This window comes from Streptomyces sp. NPDC041200 (assembly GCF_055591805.1).
In genome coordinates this window covers 1-14815 of record NZ_JBVIZF010000077.1, presented here as the reverse complement: position 1 = coordinate 14815, position 14815 = coordinate 1, and the positions used below count along the sequence as shown (strand labels likewise).

Below are 14815 nucleotides of genomic sequence, written 5' to 3'. Positions count from 1 at the left end.
CCGGACTCCGACGGTCTTCTTCTTCGGGTGCGGCAGCTGCCGCGGCACTTCCTTCGTCGCGGGGAGGATGAAGGTGTAGCTGCCGGGCGTCGACGCCTTGATCGCCCGGAACACATCCTTGTCGATGTGCACGAACTGACCCAGCTGCGCGAAATCCTGGCACACCAGGGTGAAGTGGTGACGGTCGTCGAGGTTCCGGATCGACCGGATGCGGCTGATGCCGTCGCGGTTGCCCATCTGGCAGCCCAGCGCGAAGCAGGAGTCCGTCGGATAGGCGACGAGGGCGCCTGAACGGATCCTTTCCGCCACATTGCTGATGGTGCGCGCTTGCGGATTGTCGGGGTGAACATCGAAGTACTTCGCCATCTGCCGAGCCTAATCGATCGTCGGGATCATGCGCAGAGTGATGATCTGGAAAGGGCGCAAGGAGAGCGCCACCGAGCCGTCGTCCGGCACCTCGAACGCCGCGTCGGCGTCCGGCAGCGGGCGCTCCAGCAGGTCGACGGCGACAGCCGAGGCGACGGGGAACCCCGCGGTCACCCGTGACCGCGCCCTCCGCCCCAGCGCCTCGTAGAGCCGTACCACCACCGCCCCCGAACGGTCGTCGGCGAGCTTCACCGACTCCACGACCACCGGATCGCCGTCCACCGCCACGAGCGGCGCCACCACCGCGTCACCCGGCACGGAACGATCCGGCAGATTGACGCGGTACCCCTCGCACACCGCCTCCGCGATGCCCGCCCCGGGGACGAGGGCGTAACGGAAGCGGTGCCTGCCCTGGTCGGTGTCCGGGTCGGGGAAGCGCGGTGCGCGCAGCAGCGACAGCCGTACGGTGGTCGTCGTCCCGCCGTCCTCGCGCATGGCGCGGGTGACGTCATGCCCGTACGTCGAGTCGTTCACCAGCGCCACGCCCCAGTCCGGCTCGCCCACGTGCAGGAAGCGGTGGGCGCAGATCTCGAACTTGGCCGCGTCCCAGCTGGTGTTGGTGTGCGTCGCCCGGAACACGTGGCCGAACTGTGTCTCGGCGGCCGACCGGTCCGCGTGCACATCCACCGGGAAGGTGGCCTTGAGCAGCTTCTCCCGTTCGTGCCAGTCGACGTCCGTCTCGATGTCCAGCCGCCGGGCACCGGCCCGCAGCACCAGTGACTGCTCGACGCGCGAGGAGCCGAAGGTGCGGATCACCCGAATCGCCGCCGCCGGCTCGCCCGTATGGGTGAGCCGCACCTCGTCGGCGTCCGTCAGGTCGGTGACCGTGTTGCGGTAGAAGGCGTCCACGTCCCAGGCGTCCCAGTGGTTGGGCAGGTCGGGATGGAGCTGGAGCAGATTGGCGGCGCCGCCCGGGGCGATCGCCTCGCGTCCGGCGGTGATGTCGTACACGGAGGTGACCAGCCCGCGGCGGTCCACGGTCACCCGCAGCAGACCGTTGTCGAGGACGAAGCCGCCTTCCCGGTCCCCGGTGGCGGACACCGCCGGGCCGGTGGGCCCGGCCGCGGGGGCCGCGCCCATCGCGGGGATGCCCCCTCGTTCGTGTGGTGCCGCGTTGAACACCACACGGGTGCCGCTGGCCGCGTCCCCGGCCAGCGCCCGCTGCGCCGCCCCGATGACCGCCTCCAGTTCCTTCGCCACCCGGGCGTAGGTCCGGGCCGCCTCGCGGTGCACCCAGGCGATCGAGGAGCCGGGCAGGATGTCGTGGAACTGGTGCAGCAGCACCGTCTTCCAGATCCGGTCCAGCGTCTCGTACGGATACGCGAAACCGGTGCGCACCGCCGCCGTGGCCGCCCACAGCTCAGCCTCGCGCAACAGTGCCTCACTGCGCCGGTTGCCCTGCTTCGTCTTCGCCTGTGAGGTGTACGTCCCCCGGTGCAGCTCCAGATACAGCTCGCCCACCCACACCGGCGCGTTCGGGTACTCCGCCTGGGCCTGGGCGAAGAACCGCGCGGGCGGTTCGATCTCGACCCGCGGCGAACCTTCCAGGTTGCGCAGCCGCCGGGCCCGGGCGAGCATTTCCCGGGTCGGGCCGCCGCCCCCGTCGCCGTAGCCGAACGGCACCAGCGAGCGGTTCGCCGACCCTTTGTCCCGGAAGTTGCGGGCCGCGTGCGCCATCTCCGCGCCGGAGAACTCCGCGTTGTACGTGTCCACCGGCGGGAAGTGCGTGAACACCCGGCTGCCGTCCAGCCCTTCCCACCAGAAGGTGTGGTGCGGGAAGGGGTTGGCCTGATTCCACGAGATCTTCTGGGTCAGAAACCACTTCGACCCGGACAGCTTCACCAGCTGCGGCAGGGCGGCGCTGTAGCCGAACGAGTCCGGCAGCCACACCTCCTCGGTCTCGATCCCGAACTCCTCCAGGAAGAACCGCTTGCCGTGGGTGAACTGCCGCGCCAGCGCCTCGCCGCCGGGCATGTTGGTGTCCGACTCCACCCACATCCCGCCGACCGGTACGAACTGCCCGGCCGCCACCTTCTCCCGCACCCGGGCGAACACCTCCGGCCGGTGCTCCTTGATCCAGGCGAGCTGCTGCGCCTGCGACATGGCGAACACGAACTCCGGGTGGCCGTCCATCAGCGCCGCCACGTTGGAACAGGTGCGCGCCACCTTGCGCACCGTCTCCCGCAGCGGCCACAGCCACGCCGAGTCGATGTGCGCGTGGCCCACCGCGGACACCCGGTGCGCGGAGGACGTGGCCGGGGCGGCGAGCACCGGGGCCAGCCACTCCCGCGCCGCCGCCGCGCTGCCGCCCACGTCGTCCAGGACGAGGGCGTCCAGGGCGCGTTCCACCGCGCGCAGCACACCCCAGCGGCGCTCGGCGTCCACCGGCAGTTCGTGCATGAGCTGGCCCAGGACCTCCAGGTCCCGCTCCAGCTCCCAGACCACCGGGTCGAAGACCGCGAGGTCCGCCCGGCGCAGCCGGTACAGCGGCTCCTGAGGCGCGGTCTCGGTGTCGCCGAGCCAGGTCACCGGACCCGCGATCAGGGGGTTGGCGGCGGCCTCCACATGCAGCAGCACGGGCTCGCCCCCGGTCGCGGGCGCGGCCACGGGTACGGAGGTGCTGCGCGGGTGCAGCCCCTTCACCGCGGTGCCGTCCGGCCGGTACACCAGGCCCTCCGCCGAGAACCCCGGGTTGACGGAGTCGAACGCGTTGCCGGCGCCGGAGCCGAGGTCGACCACCGCCTCGACCTGTCGGCCGGTCCACTCGCGGGGCACCGTGCCCGTCAGCCGGAACCAACTGGTGCCCCACGGCCGCCCCCAGACGTCACCGACCCGGGCGGGTTCGTACGCCGCGGCCAGCCCCTCGGCCACCGGCACCGGCTCCCCGGGCGCGTGCCACACCTCCACCGCCAGCGGCACGGAGAGGGGGTGGACGGCGGGGCGGATCCTCTCCCGCAGCACACGGTCGAGGCGGTCCTCGACCAGTCTCCGGTCGTCGTGCATGAAACGCTCCTCGCAGGAAGTGGCGAAAGGGGGTGCGGCTCAGCCCTTGAGTGCGCCGCCGAGGGCCGAACTCCCGCCCAGCACACGGGACATCACGACGTACAGCAGGACCACGGGCGTGGAATACAGCAGCGAGAAGGCCGCGAGCTGCCCGTACTCCACCGTGCCGCGCGAGCCGAAGAAGTTGAGGATGCTGACCGAGGCCGGAAGCTGATCGGGGGAGAGCAGCAGGAAGAACGGGACGAAGAAGTTTCCCCACATGGTCAGGAAGGTGAAGATGGTCACCACGGTGATGCCCGGCCACATCAGGGGGAGGACCACGCGGCGCAGCGTCTGGAGCCCGGACGCCCCGTCGGTCCATGCCGCCTCCTCCAGCACCAGCGGCACCCCGTCCATGAAGTTCTTCGTCAGCCAGATCGCGAACGGCAGCGCGGACGTGCCGAGGAACAGGACCGTCCCGTACATCGTGTCGATCAGGTTGACCTGCACGAACATGCCGTACACCGGGACCATCACCGCGGTGATGGGCAGACCGGTGGCGAACAGGATGGTCAGCAGGAACGGCCGCTTGTACCGCGACTCGTACCGCGACAGCGGATAGGCCGCCAGGACGGCGCACCCCACGCACAGCGCGGTGGCGCCGCCGCACAGGATCAGCCCGTTGAGGATGGGCCGGAAGGTGATGTCGGCGTTGAGTACCTGGCGGAAGTTGGTCAGCGTCCAGGGGTCCGGCGCGGTGACCCGCAGCCCGGCCGTACCGTTCAGCGAGGCGAGGACCAGCCACAGCAGCGGCACCAGGAACGCCGCCGCGATCAGCAGCAGGACCACGTTCACCATGGCCCGCTCGGCGCTCCGCCGCGAGCGGTGGGCGGTACGCGGCGCCGCGCTGGGGCGGGAGCGGGGGGCCATGGACTTCGGGGAGGCGATGACGGCCATTCAGACCTCCGTCTTCAGCAGCCGCAGATACAGCACGGAGAACAGGGCGCCGACCGCGAGCAGCATCAGGGCCACCGCCGTGCCGTACCCGATGAGACTGTTCTGGAAGGCCTGCTCGTACATGTACAGCGGCAGGGTCTGGCTCTTGTTGCCCGGTCCGCCGCGGGTCATGACGTAGATCAGGCCGAACACCGACAGCGTCTGCAGGGTGTTGAGCATCAGATTGGTGCCGATCGAGCGGCGGATCATCGGCAGCGTGATGTGCCACAGCCGCTGCCACCGGCCCGCGCCGTCCACTTCCGCCGCCTCCGAGATATCGCTCGGAATCTCCTGGAGCGCCGCCGAGTACACCAGCATCGAGAATGCCGTGCCCCGCCATACATTGGCCAGGGAGACCGCGATGATGGGCAGGGTGTAGAGCCAGTTCTGCTGCGGCAGATGGAGAAATCCCAATATCGCGTTGAGTTCGCCTTCCTTGCGGAAGAACACATACAGCAGATAGGCGGCGACCACTTCCGGGAGTACCCAGGAGATGATCACGACGGTACTCGCCACGGTGCGCACCCGCCGTGACGCTTTCCGCATCAGCGCGGCCAGTGACAGGCCCAGCACATTCTGTCCGAGGATCGAGGAGACGATGGTGAAGACCAGGGTCAGAACTACCGCGTTGATGAAGTCGGGATCGCGGAACGCCTTGGTGAAATTGTCGAGTCCGACGAAGTGCGTCGCCGAGGAACCGGTGAGCTGCATATCGGTGAACGCGTAATAGACGCAGTACGCGATCGGTCCGGCCAGGAACAGCAGCAGCAGGATCACCGAGGGGGCGACCGGGGCGCCGCGCAGCAGGGTGCGGCGGACGCGGCGCCCCGCGCGGGAGGGGGAGCCGGGCGGGTGCGGGAGGGGCACTCCCGCACCCGGGCCGGACAGCGTGGTCACCGGGAACCTCACCCGCCCGCGCGGTCCACGGTGGCGCCGTCGGTCGCGCTCTTCACCGCGTCCGCGTACGTCTTCGCGGCCTTGACTGGGCTCGCCTCACCGGTCGTCACGGCTTCCATGGCTTCCTGGATCGCCGTCGACACCTTCGGGTAGGCGGGCAGCGCGGGGCGGTAGTACGTGTACTTCACCAGCCCGGTGAAGAAGTCGATACCGGGCATGGACTTCTGGTACGCGGGGTCGGCGGCCACGTCCTTGCGCACGGCGATGTTGGCGCTGCGCACGTCGTACTCGGCGGCGTTGTCCTTCGTCTGCAGGGTCTTGATGAACTTCCAGGCCAGGTCCGGGTTCTGGGCCTTGGTCGGAATGGCCCAGGTCCAGCCGCCGGACAGGCTGACCTTGCCGGGAGCGGTGCCGCTCTGGGTCGGCATGGCGGCCTGGCCCAGCACCGTCGACCACTGCGGCCACGGCTTGCCGCCGGTCTTGATCCAGTTGTTGCCCAGCCAGGACCCGTCGAGGTTGATCGCGAGCTTGCCGCTCGGCAGCAGCTCGGTGGCCACCGTGTTGCCGAAGTTGGCGTCGAGCGCGTCCTCGACGTCGGGGCCGAGCTTCTCCTTGAACACCTTCTGCACGAAGCTGAGCGAGTCGGTGATGCCCTTGCTGCCGACGACCCACTTCTTCGACGACGGGTCGTACAGCGGGTCCTTGCCGGTGCCGTAGAGCAGCATCTCGAAGCCCTGCATGCTGGTGGCCTCGCCCGCGGCCTTGCCCGTGTAGACGTTGAGCGGGGTGACCCCGGGGAGCTTCTTCTTGATGGCGCGGGCCGCGTCGAGCACGTCGTCCCAGCTCTTCGGCTGCCAGTCGGTCGGCAGTCCGGCCTTCTGGAAGAGCTGCTTGTTGTACCACAGCCCGCGGGTGTCGGTGCCGTCCGGAACGCCGTACGTCTTGCCGTCCTGCGCCTTGGCGGCGGCCTTCGCGGTTGGCACGAACTGGTTCCAGTCCGCCCAGTTCTTCAGATAGCCGTCCAGCGGGCGCAGATAGCCGCTGGCGATGTCGGAATTGATGAGGAAGGTGTCCTCGTAGACCAGGTCCGGAGCGGTGCGGGGCGAGCGCATCATCAGCTGGATCTTGGAGTAGTAGTCGTTCTCCGCCGCCTGGATGGGGACCAGCTGGACCTTCTTGCCGGGATTGGCCTTCTCGAATTGCTTCTTCACCACGGCCAGATAGTTGTCCATGATCCGGGTCTTGTTGTCCATGTTGCGCTGGTAGGCGATCTTGATCGTGTCGCCGGACCCGGAGGCGCTGTTGTTTCCACACGCGGCGAGCGGCAGGACGAGAGATCCGCTCAAGGAGGCTATGAGAAGGGGCTTAAGGTGGTGCGCTTTCACGGATGCTCCCCAGGAGGAGAGGGCCCTCGCAGAACAAGGGCGGTGGTGCTGTTGTGCGGAAAAGTAAATCCAATGGATTGATGAAGTCAACGGGTGCGCGCCACGATTTCTCCGGTACCTTCAAAACCCCGCGCGACCGGGCCATGGCCCCGCGCGGGCGCTGTTGCCCCTGAAGACCGGACGGAGGCACGCAGGCGCATGCGGACGGGCACCAACCTCCCCCGGGTCGGGGGATACAACCGCGCTGTCGTACTGGACGCCGTGCGCAGAAGGACGTCCGTGAGCCGGGTCGAGCTGGCCGAGGCCACCGGCCTCACCAACCAGACCGTCTCCAACGTGGTGCGCAGGCTGCTCGGCGAGGGGCTGATCCAGGAGACCGGTCAGGCCCCCTCCCGCGGGGGCAAACCACGCACGCTGCTGTCGCTGCGCCCCGAGGCCGCGTACGCCGTCGGCGTCCATCTCGACCCCGACACCACGGTCGCCGTCCTGCTCGACCTGTCCGGCCGGGTGCTGCGCCGCCGCAGGCTGCGCACCTCGTCCGAGACCGACCCGAACCGGCTGGTGCGGGTGGTGGGCCGCGGGGTGGAGGCGCTGATCAGGCAGTCGGGCGTGGAACTGGACCGGGTGCTCGGGCTGGGCGTGGCCGTGCCCGGGCCGATCGACAGCCGGCGTGGCATGGTGCTCGACCCGCCCAACTTCCCCTCGTGGCACCATGTTCCCCTCGCGGATCTGCTGGCCGGGGCGACCGGACTGCCCGTGGTGATGGACAACGACGCCACCGCCGCCGCGATAGGGGAGCGCTGGGCCGGAGGCGCGGACCGGGCGGGCGACTTCCTCTTCGTGTACGTGGGTGCCGGGATCGGTGGCGGGATCATGCTCGCGGACTCCGTGCTACGGGGAAACTCCGGCAACGCGGGCGAGTTCGGCCATGTCGTGGTCGAGTCGGGCGGGGCCGCATGCCACTGCGGTGCGCACGGCTGCCTGGAGGCGTACGCGGCACCCCACGCGGTCCTCGCCGCGTTCGCCGCCCGGCACGGCCGCCCCGAGGCCCAACGGCTCGGCCTGACCCTGGACCCGAAGCAGACCCGCGCCGACTGGGGCAGGCTGTGCGCCGCCGCGGCGAAGGGCGACCCGTACGCCGCCGAGGCGGTCGACCGGGCGGCGGAGTGCATCGGCCGGGCGGCGGTGACCGCGGTGAACCTGCTCGACGTCCGCCGCATCGTGCTCGGTGGCGAGGCGCTGCGCGACATCGAGGAGACGGTCCGCCGGGCGATGGACACCTGGGTCAATGATCGTTCCATCGCCCGCGCCGTGCGCACCATCGCCATCGAGCCCAGCCTCATCGGGGACGCGGTCGGCGCCGTCGGCGCGGCCTCGCTGGTGCTGCACAGCGCCTACACCCCTGGCTGGCACCTGCTCCTGGGCGCCGGAGAGCGACACGTTGATTGGGCTTTCAACGATCACCGGACCTAGTGTGCGGGGAGGCAACGCGACACCGCTGAGGAGAGAACCATGGCGAAGATTCTTTTTGTGATGACCGGCGCCGACGAGTGGACACTGGCGGACGGCAGCACGCACCCCACGGGTTTCTGGGCGGAAGAGGCCGTCGTCCCGCTGGAGGCCTTCAAGGCCGCCGGGCACGAGGTCACCGTGGCCACTCCGGGCGGCGTGGTCTCGCCGGTCGACGCCGTCAGCCTGGCGCCGGAGGCCGCCGGTGGCGCCGAGGAGGCCGGACGGCTCGCGAAGGTGGTGGAGAGCGCCGCCGAGTTCCAGCGACCCGCCGTCCTGGCCGATGTGCGGCTGGAGGACTTCGACGCGGTGTACGTCCCCGGCGGCCACGGCCCCATGGAGGACCTCGCGGTCGACGCCGACTCCGGGCGGATCCTGACCCGGGCCGTGGAGTCCGGGATGCCGGTGGGCGTGGTGTGCCACGGCCCGGCCGCGCTGCTGGCGGCGGTCAAGGAGGACGGCACCAACGCCTACGCCGGATACCGGATCACCGCTTTCACCAACACCGAGGAGCAGCTGGCCGGCAGCGCCGCAGGCGCCAAGTGGCTGCTGCAGGACCGGCTGACCGAGGCCGGGCTCACCGTCGAGGTGGGCGACGCCTGGGCGCCGCACGTCGAGGTCGACCGCAACGTGGTCACCGGCCAGAACCCCGCCTCCTCGGCCGCCCTCGCCACCGAACTGCTCAAGAAGCTGGGCTAGTGTCCGGCAGCCGCTGCTCGCACCAGATGGTCTTCCCGGCGGTGGTCTGGCGGGTCCCCCAGTTGTGGCTGAGCCGCGCCACGAGCACCAGGCCACGGCCGCCCTCGTCGTAGACGCGGGTGCGGCGCAGATGGGGTGTGGTGCTGCTGGCGTCGGACACCTCGCAGATCAGCTTGCGGTCGCGGATCAGCCGCAGCCGGATCGGCTCGGCGCCGTAGCGGACGGCATTGGTGACCAGCTCGCTGACCAGCAGCTCGGTGATGAACGTCAGATCCCACAGCCCCCAGGCGTCGAGCTGCTCCACGGCCAGCTTCCGGGCCTGCACGACCAGGGCCGGGTCGGCGGCGATCTCCCAGTCGGCGACCCGGTCGGGGGCCAGGGCGCGGGTACGGGCGAGCAGCAGGGTGATGTCGTCCGCCGGGCGGTCGTCCGCCAGCGCGCGCAGGACGGTGTCGCAGGCATCGTTCAGTGATGTCTCAGGTACCGACAGCGCGTCGCACAGCTTGGTCAGACCCGCGTCGATGTCGCGGTCGCTGGAGCGCACCAGACCGTCGGAGTACAGGGCGAGGACACTGCCCGCGGTCAGGTCCAGCTCTGTGGTCTCGAAGGGGAGGCCGCCCACGCCGAGCGGCGGTCCGGTGAAGCCGCGCACCAGGTCGGCCCGGCCGCCGGGGGGGACGAGGACGGGCAGCGGGTGGCCTGCCGAGGCCAGCGCGCAGTGCCGGGAGACCGGGTCGTAGACCGCGTACAGGCAGGTCGCCCCCACCCCGCCGGTGGTCGCCGCGTCCGCCTCCAGGGCCTCGTCATCGATGGCGTCCTGCTCGTCATCGGTGTAGTGGACGACCAAATCGTCGAGGTGGGTGAGGAGTTCGTCGGGTGGCAGGTCGACATCGGCCAGGGTGCGCACGGCGGTCCGCAGCCGTCCCATGGTGGCGGACGCGTTGATGCCATGGCCGACCACGTCCCCGACGACGAGCGCCACCCGGCTGCCGGACAGCGGGATCACATCGAACCAGTCGCCGCCCACTCCGGCCCGCCCGTCCGCGGGCAGATAGCGGGATGCCACACCGACGGCCGTCTGCCCGGGCAGATGCTGCGGCAGCAGATTGCGCTGCAGCGTCAGCGCGGTGGCCCGCTCACGGGTGTAGCGGCGCGCGTTGTCGATGGCCACGGCGGCCTTGACGGCCAGTTCCCCGGCGTCGGACAGATCGCTCTCCGTGAAGGGCGGGGAGTCCCGCGTACGCCAGAAACCGACCATCCCCAGCACACTGCCCCGCGCCCGCAGCGGAGCCGTGATCAGCGAGCGCATGCCGTAGTCCAGCACCGCCCCGGAGTGCTCGGGGACCAGCGCCTGCCAGTCGGCGCGGGCCCGCACATCGGGTTCGAACCTCGGCTGTCCGCACGGCGAGCCGCGGGACCGCGCCCCGCACAGGGCGAGCCGGGGCGGCCCGCCCACGGGGAGCAGCGGATGGTCGTCGCGGGCCCCGGCCAGGGCCATCCGGCGCACCTGCGTGGCACTGTCCGAGGGCGTCTCTTCCCCGGCCAGCACGCACACCGCCAGATCGACGGTGACGAAATCGGCGAACCGGCCCACCGCCACCTGCGCCAGCTCCTGCGCGGTCCGCTGCGCGTCGAGCGTTGCGCCGATGGCCGTCCCGGCGTCATGCAGCAGCTTGAGGCGGCCGTGTGCCGCCTGCGCCCGATCGCGCTGGCTGAGGGCGCGTACCGCCAGCTCCGAGACGGCGAGACCGATACACAGCAGCAGGGCGGCCGTCCACGCCTCCTGGGCGCTGGTGACGGACAGCGCCCTCCACGGGCGGGTCAGGAAGAAGTCGAACCAGATGGTGGCCGACAGCGCCGCGATCACACCGGCGCTCCGGAAACCCAGCGCGGCCACGGCCACCACCACGGCCACCAGCACGAGAGCCGCGTCGGTCCGGGGGAAGGCGGTACGGAACGGCACCAGCGCCAGCGACACGATCAGCGGCCCCACCAGGGCGAACGCTATCGCTGTCCGGACATCGCTCAGCCAGCGCACATCAACCCACTTACCCACCTGAAAGGGGATGTACCACCTCAGGCGCGGGGCGGTTCGGGGGGCGAGGGACAGTTCTCCGCGAGGGCGCGGTCGAGTTGCTCGGTGCGGAAGCCGCTGCGCACGGCCCATCGGTAGCTGACCAGCGCGAGGGCGATGATGACGAGCAGGTCGTACGGCTCGCCCAGCGGCGGCGTGGCGAGGGGGCCGAATTCGCCGTAGCAGGAGACGGCCAGACGGCGAGCAGGGTGGCGATCAGCCAGATACCGGCGTCCAGATGGCGGCGTCCCTCCGCGGTGCTGGCCGCGCGCAGCGCGGCGAGGAACACCGCGACTTCCTGCGGACAGAGCCCTCATCCGGCACCGGCCTGCGGTCCTTCCCCCTCTACGGCGAACACCGGGTGGCCGCCGTGTCTGAGACCGACCCGCTGGCGCAGCTCCCGGCCGTACGGCTGGCCGACCTCGCCACCCGGCCGGTCGCGCTCTGCGCCACCGCCGCCACCACCGCCGACCTCTGGCCGCTCGGACAACGCCCCCGGACCTTCGACGTCGCCAACGTCGACGAATGGCTGACCGCCATCGCGGTCGGCGACGCCGTGGGGGTCACCGCCGAGGGCACCGAACACAGCCACCCGCACCCCGGCATCAGGTATCTCCCGGTATCCGACGCGCCACCCCTCACCGTCCACCTGGTCCTGCCCGAGGTCCCCTCGCACGGCGCGGCCCACGCCTTCCACGACCACACGACACGGCTCCTGTGGAGGTCAGGTGGTGGCCAGCAGCAGATCCTCTCCGCTTGACGGACGGAGAGCATCGGCGCGGTCGGCGAAGTAGCGCTCGGCGTGCGAGGCGCCCGACACATGGCGGGCGTCCCGGAAACCGGTTTCGCGGGCCAGGGCCAGCATCTCCGGCGGGGTGTAGAAGCTGATGAACGGCGTCCCGGAGGCGCGCGCGCCGTCCTCGCTCGCCCGGAGGCCGGGGCGGTCGGCGTCGTCGACCAGTCCGGTCGGCAGCAGGAAGGTCATGGCGAACGTCGAGCCGGGGGCGAGCCCGGCGATCCGGCGCAGGGTGGCGGTGGTGGCGTCCTTGGTGAGGTACATGCTGACGCCGGTCGAGACGACGACCGCGGGCCGCTCGGCATCGAAACCGGCCGCGGTCAGCCGCTCCAGCCAGGATCCGCCCGCTTCGAAGTCGAACGGCACCAGACGCAGCCACTCCGGGACGCCATAGCCGAGTTCGGTGAGGCGGCGGCGCTTCCAGGCCTGCGGCCCGGGCTGGTCGACCTCGAAGATCCGCAGGTGGGCGGCGATGTCCGGCCTGCGCTGGGCGAAGGTGTCCAATCCGGCTCCCAGGATGACGTACTGGCCCACCCCGCGCCCGGCCTGCTCGGTGATCAGATCCTCGATGAAACGGGCGCGCGCCACCATGGCCGCCCGGAACCCGCTGGTGCCGTGCGGATCCATGTCCGGCCGGTCCCGCCACTCCTCGCCGGGATCCGCCAGCCGCAGCCCGATCTCGTCCTCGATCACATGCGGAGGCGGGTCGACCCGCACATGCATGGCCCGCCAGAGCGCGGTCCGCACGGCGGTGCTGTCCGGCGCCTCGACCTGCTCGTTCGCCATGGTGTTTCCCTTCGCCGTGGGTCAGTTCCCGGCGGGAGCCTGGAGGCTCCACACGCGCCCGTCGGGGTCGCGGACGGTCATCTCCCTGGTCCCGTAGTGCGTGTCCTCGAACGGCGTGACCACCTCGACGGCAGCCGGATCGGGGCGGAACGCGTCCGCGTCGGGCACCTTCAGCACGATGCGCGTCTCGGGCTCCTGGTCCTGGGGGACCTCGGCGATGAACACGTAGGGCCCGTCACCGTTGCGGAGCTGGCCCGAGCTGTGGTCCGTCGCGAACTCCAGCTCGTAGCCGAGTGTCTGGAAGAACTTGGCCGCCTTGCCCCAGTTGTGAGTCGTCAGGAACACGGCCTCGATGCCTTCGGTCGCCACGTCAGGTCTCCTGCTCGTTCGATTGCTGTCCGGATTCACCGGCGTCGTCGAGATAGCCGCGCAGCGCCTCGGCGACCAGCGCCGACAACGACATGCCCGACTCGATGGCGCGGTACTTGACCTGCTTGATCAGCCCGATCGGCAGGTACACGTTGAACTGCTTGACGTCCTCATCGCCCACATCGTGATGCTAGCATCCTAGTAAGCTAGGTCATGGCGTGCGTGTGCCGTGAGGTGCTTCACAATGAAGCCAAGCGTGAGGTGTGGCGAGCTGGGTATGCGCGCCATGATCACCGCGTGAAACACCGATGTGATCGGCACAGGTAGAGCATCGTTGGAAGGAGGGCGACATGTCGTCGAAGCGACGTCGCAAGAAGAAGGCCCGTCGTAAGAACGGTGCCAACCACGGTAGCCGCCCCCAGTCCTGATCTGAGGCGCTCTGCCGAGTGGCGATGAGGGACTCCCCGTGCGCAGGGCGCGTGGGGAGTCCTTCGTTTTGTGAGAGCGGTCAGGCGGGTTCGGCCACGGTGCCGCGTACGACGAGGTGCGGGCTCAGTACGACCTCGCAGGGGTCGGTGCGGCCCTGGTCGAGGCGCTCGACCGCGGCGGCCACCGCGTGCCGGGCTTGTTCCTCGGCGTTCTGGCTGACCGTGGTCAGGTTGAAGCAGCTCAGCCGGGAGAGCGTGTCGTCGTCGTATCCGGCCACGGACACCTCGCCGGGGACGGCGACACCGGCGCGGGAGAGGGCGGTCAGGACACCGATGGCGCACTGGTCGTTAAAGGCGACCACGGCGGTGGGCAGGGCGGCGCCGTCGAGAAGGTGGCGGGCGGCGCGCTCACCGGCCGCCTCGGTGTTGTCGCCGCGCAGGATCCTGATGTGCGGGTCCAGCCCGTGGCGGCGCATGGCCGTGCGGTAGCCGCGGCGCCGGTCGGTGGCGATGACGCCCTTTCCGCCGTCGACGTAGGCGATGGCACGGTGGCCGAGCCCCGCCAAGTGGTCGACGATCTGGCCGACGCCCTCGTCGTCCGCGGTGCGGACCACATCCAGTTGCTCGTCGGTGATCCGGCGGCCGACGACGATGACCGGGGCCTTGCGGTCGAGGGCGGCGAGGGTGTCGGCGGGGGCGGTCGGGCCGAGGAGGATCAGCGCCTCGCTGCGGAAGGCCAGCAGGGTTTCCACGGCGGTGTGTTCGTCGCGGGTCCGGGTCAGGGTGCTGAGGACGAGGTCGTAGCCGACCTCCTCGGCCGCCGTGTGCAGATAGTCGACCAGTTCGGCGTGGTAGGGGCTGTGGACGTCGACCATGACGCCGAGCAGCCGGGTGCGCCTGCTGGCGAGCAGGCTGGCGGTGCGGTCCGCCTGGTAGCCGAGTTCGGCGGCGGCCTTCAGGACCCGCTGCCGGGTGCGCTCACTGGGGCCGGACACGCCGCGCAGTACGAGCGAGACGGACGCGGTGGACACGCCTACGCGGGCCGCCACGTCCTCAAGTCGGGGGCGCCTGTTCGCACCGTTCTGGCGCCGCTCGGAATCGACCTCGTCCACCTGTACCTCCCGGACACTTCCGGACAGTGATCTCCTCGCGCAACGCCTTGACACGCTCGTGAAACGAGTCGATAGTACCAGCACTTAAAGCGCTTTAATCGCTCTTGGCCGCTCCTGGTTGTTTCCCGCGAAGCCGGCTCCGCGCGTGTGAACACCGCATGGCGCCGCATGCCCGGCTCCGGTCTGCTCTCCTCTCCGCCCCCTCCCCGTCGCACAGTGAGGTGCACGAGCCATGAACCGCGTTTTCCTCTCCCGCTCCCGAAGGGCCGTCCCCCTCGTGGCCGTGGCCGCCTCGGCCGCCCTGATCCTCGCGGGCTGTTCCAGCTCCGGCGGGAAGAAGGCCCAAGAGTCCGGAA

The 14815-nt window shown here is 70.3% G+C and carries 14 protein-coding genes; 4 read left to right on the top strand and 10 right to left on the bottom strand.

The features are described from left to right. From ACZ6CL_RS41895 to ACZ6CL_RS41875, 5 genes are all read right to left on the bottom strand, one after another. The coding region (locus tag ACZ6CL_RS41895) for a Sua5/YciO/YrdC/YwlC family protein (protein ID WP_468946571.1) at positions 1 to 366 on the bottom strand (366 nt) is incomplete at its 3' end. A gap of 9 nt (positions 367 to 375) precedes the next feature. Further along, positions 376 to 3429 carry an alpha-mannosidase gene (locus tag ACZ6CL_RS41890; protein ID WP_468946568.1) on the bottom strand — a complete coding sequence of 1018 codons (3054 nt, stop codon included), beginning with the start codon at positions 3427 to 3429 and terminating at the stop codon, positions 376 to 378. A gap of 39 nt (positions 3430 to 3468) precedes the next feature. Further along, the gene (locus ACZ6CL_RS41885; protein WP_468946565.1) at positions 3469 to 4365 is read right to left on the bottom strand and encodes a carbohydrate ABC transporter permease; all 897 of its coding nucleotides are present in this window, start codon (positions 4363 to 4365) and stop codon (positions 3469 to 3471) included. Beyond that, the gene (locus ACZ6CL_RS41880) at positions 4366 to 5271 is read right to left on the bottom strand and encodes a carbohydrate ABC transporter permease (RefSeq protein ID WP_468946574.1); all 906 of its coding nucleotides are present in this window, start codon (positions 5269 to 5271) and stop codon (positions 4366 to 4368) included. 38 nt (positions 5272 to 5309) lie between these two features. Next, on the bottom strand, positions 5310 to 6647 hold the full coding sequence (locus ACZ6CL_RS41875; RefSeq protein WP_468946564.1) for an ABC transporter substrate-binding protein: 1338 nt from the start codon (positions 6645 to 6647) through the stop codon (positions 5310 to 5312). A 237-nt stretch (positions 6648 to 6884) separates the two neighbouring features. Here ACZ6CL_RS41875 and ACZ6CL_RS41870 point away from each other — a divergent pair, with 237 nt between their 5' ends. Continuing rightward, positions 6885 to 8159, top strand: coding sequence for an ROK family transcriptional regulator (locus ACZ6CL_RS41870; protein WP_468946561.1), 1275 nt, complete (start codon positions 6885 to 6887; stop codon positions 8157 to 8159). Between the two features lie 39 nt (positions 8160 to 8198). Next, positions 8199 to 8894: a type 1 glutamine amidotransferase domain-containing protein gene (locus ACZ6CL_RS41865; protein WP_468946559.1), complete on the top strand. Its 696-nt coding sequence runs from the start codon at positions 8199 to 8201 to the stop codon at positions 8892 to 8894. Here the strand turns inward: ACZ6CL_RS41865 and ACZ6CL_RS41860 are convergent. Further along, positions 8878 to 10950: a SpoIIE family protein phosphatase gene (locus ACZ6CL_RS41860; RefSeq protein ID WP_468946556.1), complete on the bottom strand. Its 2073-nt coding sequence runs from the start codon at positions 10948 to 10950 to the stop codon at positions 8878 to 8880. The two genes, ACZ6CL_RS41865 and ACZ6CL_RS41860, sit on opposite strands and share 17 nt — an antisense overlap. A gap of 256 nt (positions 10951 to 11206) precedes the next feature. On the opposite strand from ACZ6CL_RS41860, the gene ACZ6CL_RS41855 reads away from it, so the two are divergent. Further along, positions 11207 to 11728, top strand: a complete 522-nt coding sequence (locus ACZ6CL_RS41855) for a LysR substrate-binding domain-containing protein (RefSeq protein ID WP_468946554.1) — start codon at positions 11207 to 11209, stop codon at positions 11726 to 11728. On the opposite strand, the gene ACZ6CL_RS41850 is transcribed toward ACZ6CL_RS41855, so the two are convergent. Genes ACZ6CL_RS41850 through ACZ6CL_RS41840 form a run of 3 tightly spaced genes read right to left on the bottom strand, consistent with a single transcriptional unit; the run spans position 11693 to position 13100 of the window. Beyond that, entirely contained in the window at positions 11693 to 12550 is an 858-nt protein-coding gene (locus tag ACZ6CL_RS41850; RefSeq protein ID WP_468946552.1) for a class I SAM-dependent methyltransferase, read from the bottom strand. The genes ACZ6CL_RS41855 and ACZ6CL_RS41850 overlap by 36 nt on opposite strands. Positions 12551 to 12571: 21 nt before the next feature. Beyond that, positions 12572 to 12919: a VOC family protein gene (locus ACZ6CL_RS41845; protein ID WP_468946550.1), complete on the bottom strand. Its 348-nt coding sequence runs from the start codon at positions 12917 to 12919 to the stop codon at positions 12572 to 12574. 1 nt (position 12920) lies between these two features. Further along, on the bottom strand, positions 12921 to 13100 hold the full coding sequence (locus tag ACZ6CL_RS41840; RefSeq protein WP_468946548.1) for a CopG family transcriptional regulator: 180 nt from the start codon (positions 13098 to 13100) through the stop codon (positions 12921 to 12923). A gap of 169 nt (positions 13101 to 13269) precedes the next feature. Here ACZ6CL_RS41840 and ACZ6CL_RS41835 point away from each other — a divergent pair, with 169 nt between their 5' ends. Then, on the top strand, positions 13270 to 13347 hold the full coding sequence (locus ACZ6CL_RS41835; RefSeq protein ID WP_370443954.1) for a 50S ribosomal protein bL37: 78 nt from the start codon (positions 13270 to 13272) through the stop codon (positions 13345 to 13347). Positions 13348 to 13427: 80 nt separating this feature from the next. On the opposite strand, the gene ACZ6CL_RS41830 is transcribed toward ACZ6CL_RS41835, so the two are convergent. Continuing rightward, on the bottom strand, positions 13428 to 14459 hold the full coding sequence (locus ACZ6CL_RS41830) for a LacI family DNA-binding transcriptional regulator (RefSeq protein ID WP_468946547.1): 1032 nt from the start codon (positions 14457 to 14459) through the stop codon (positions 13428 to 13430). Positions 14460 to 14815: the final 356 nt, after the last annotated feature.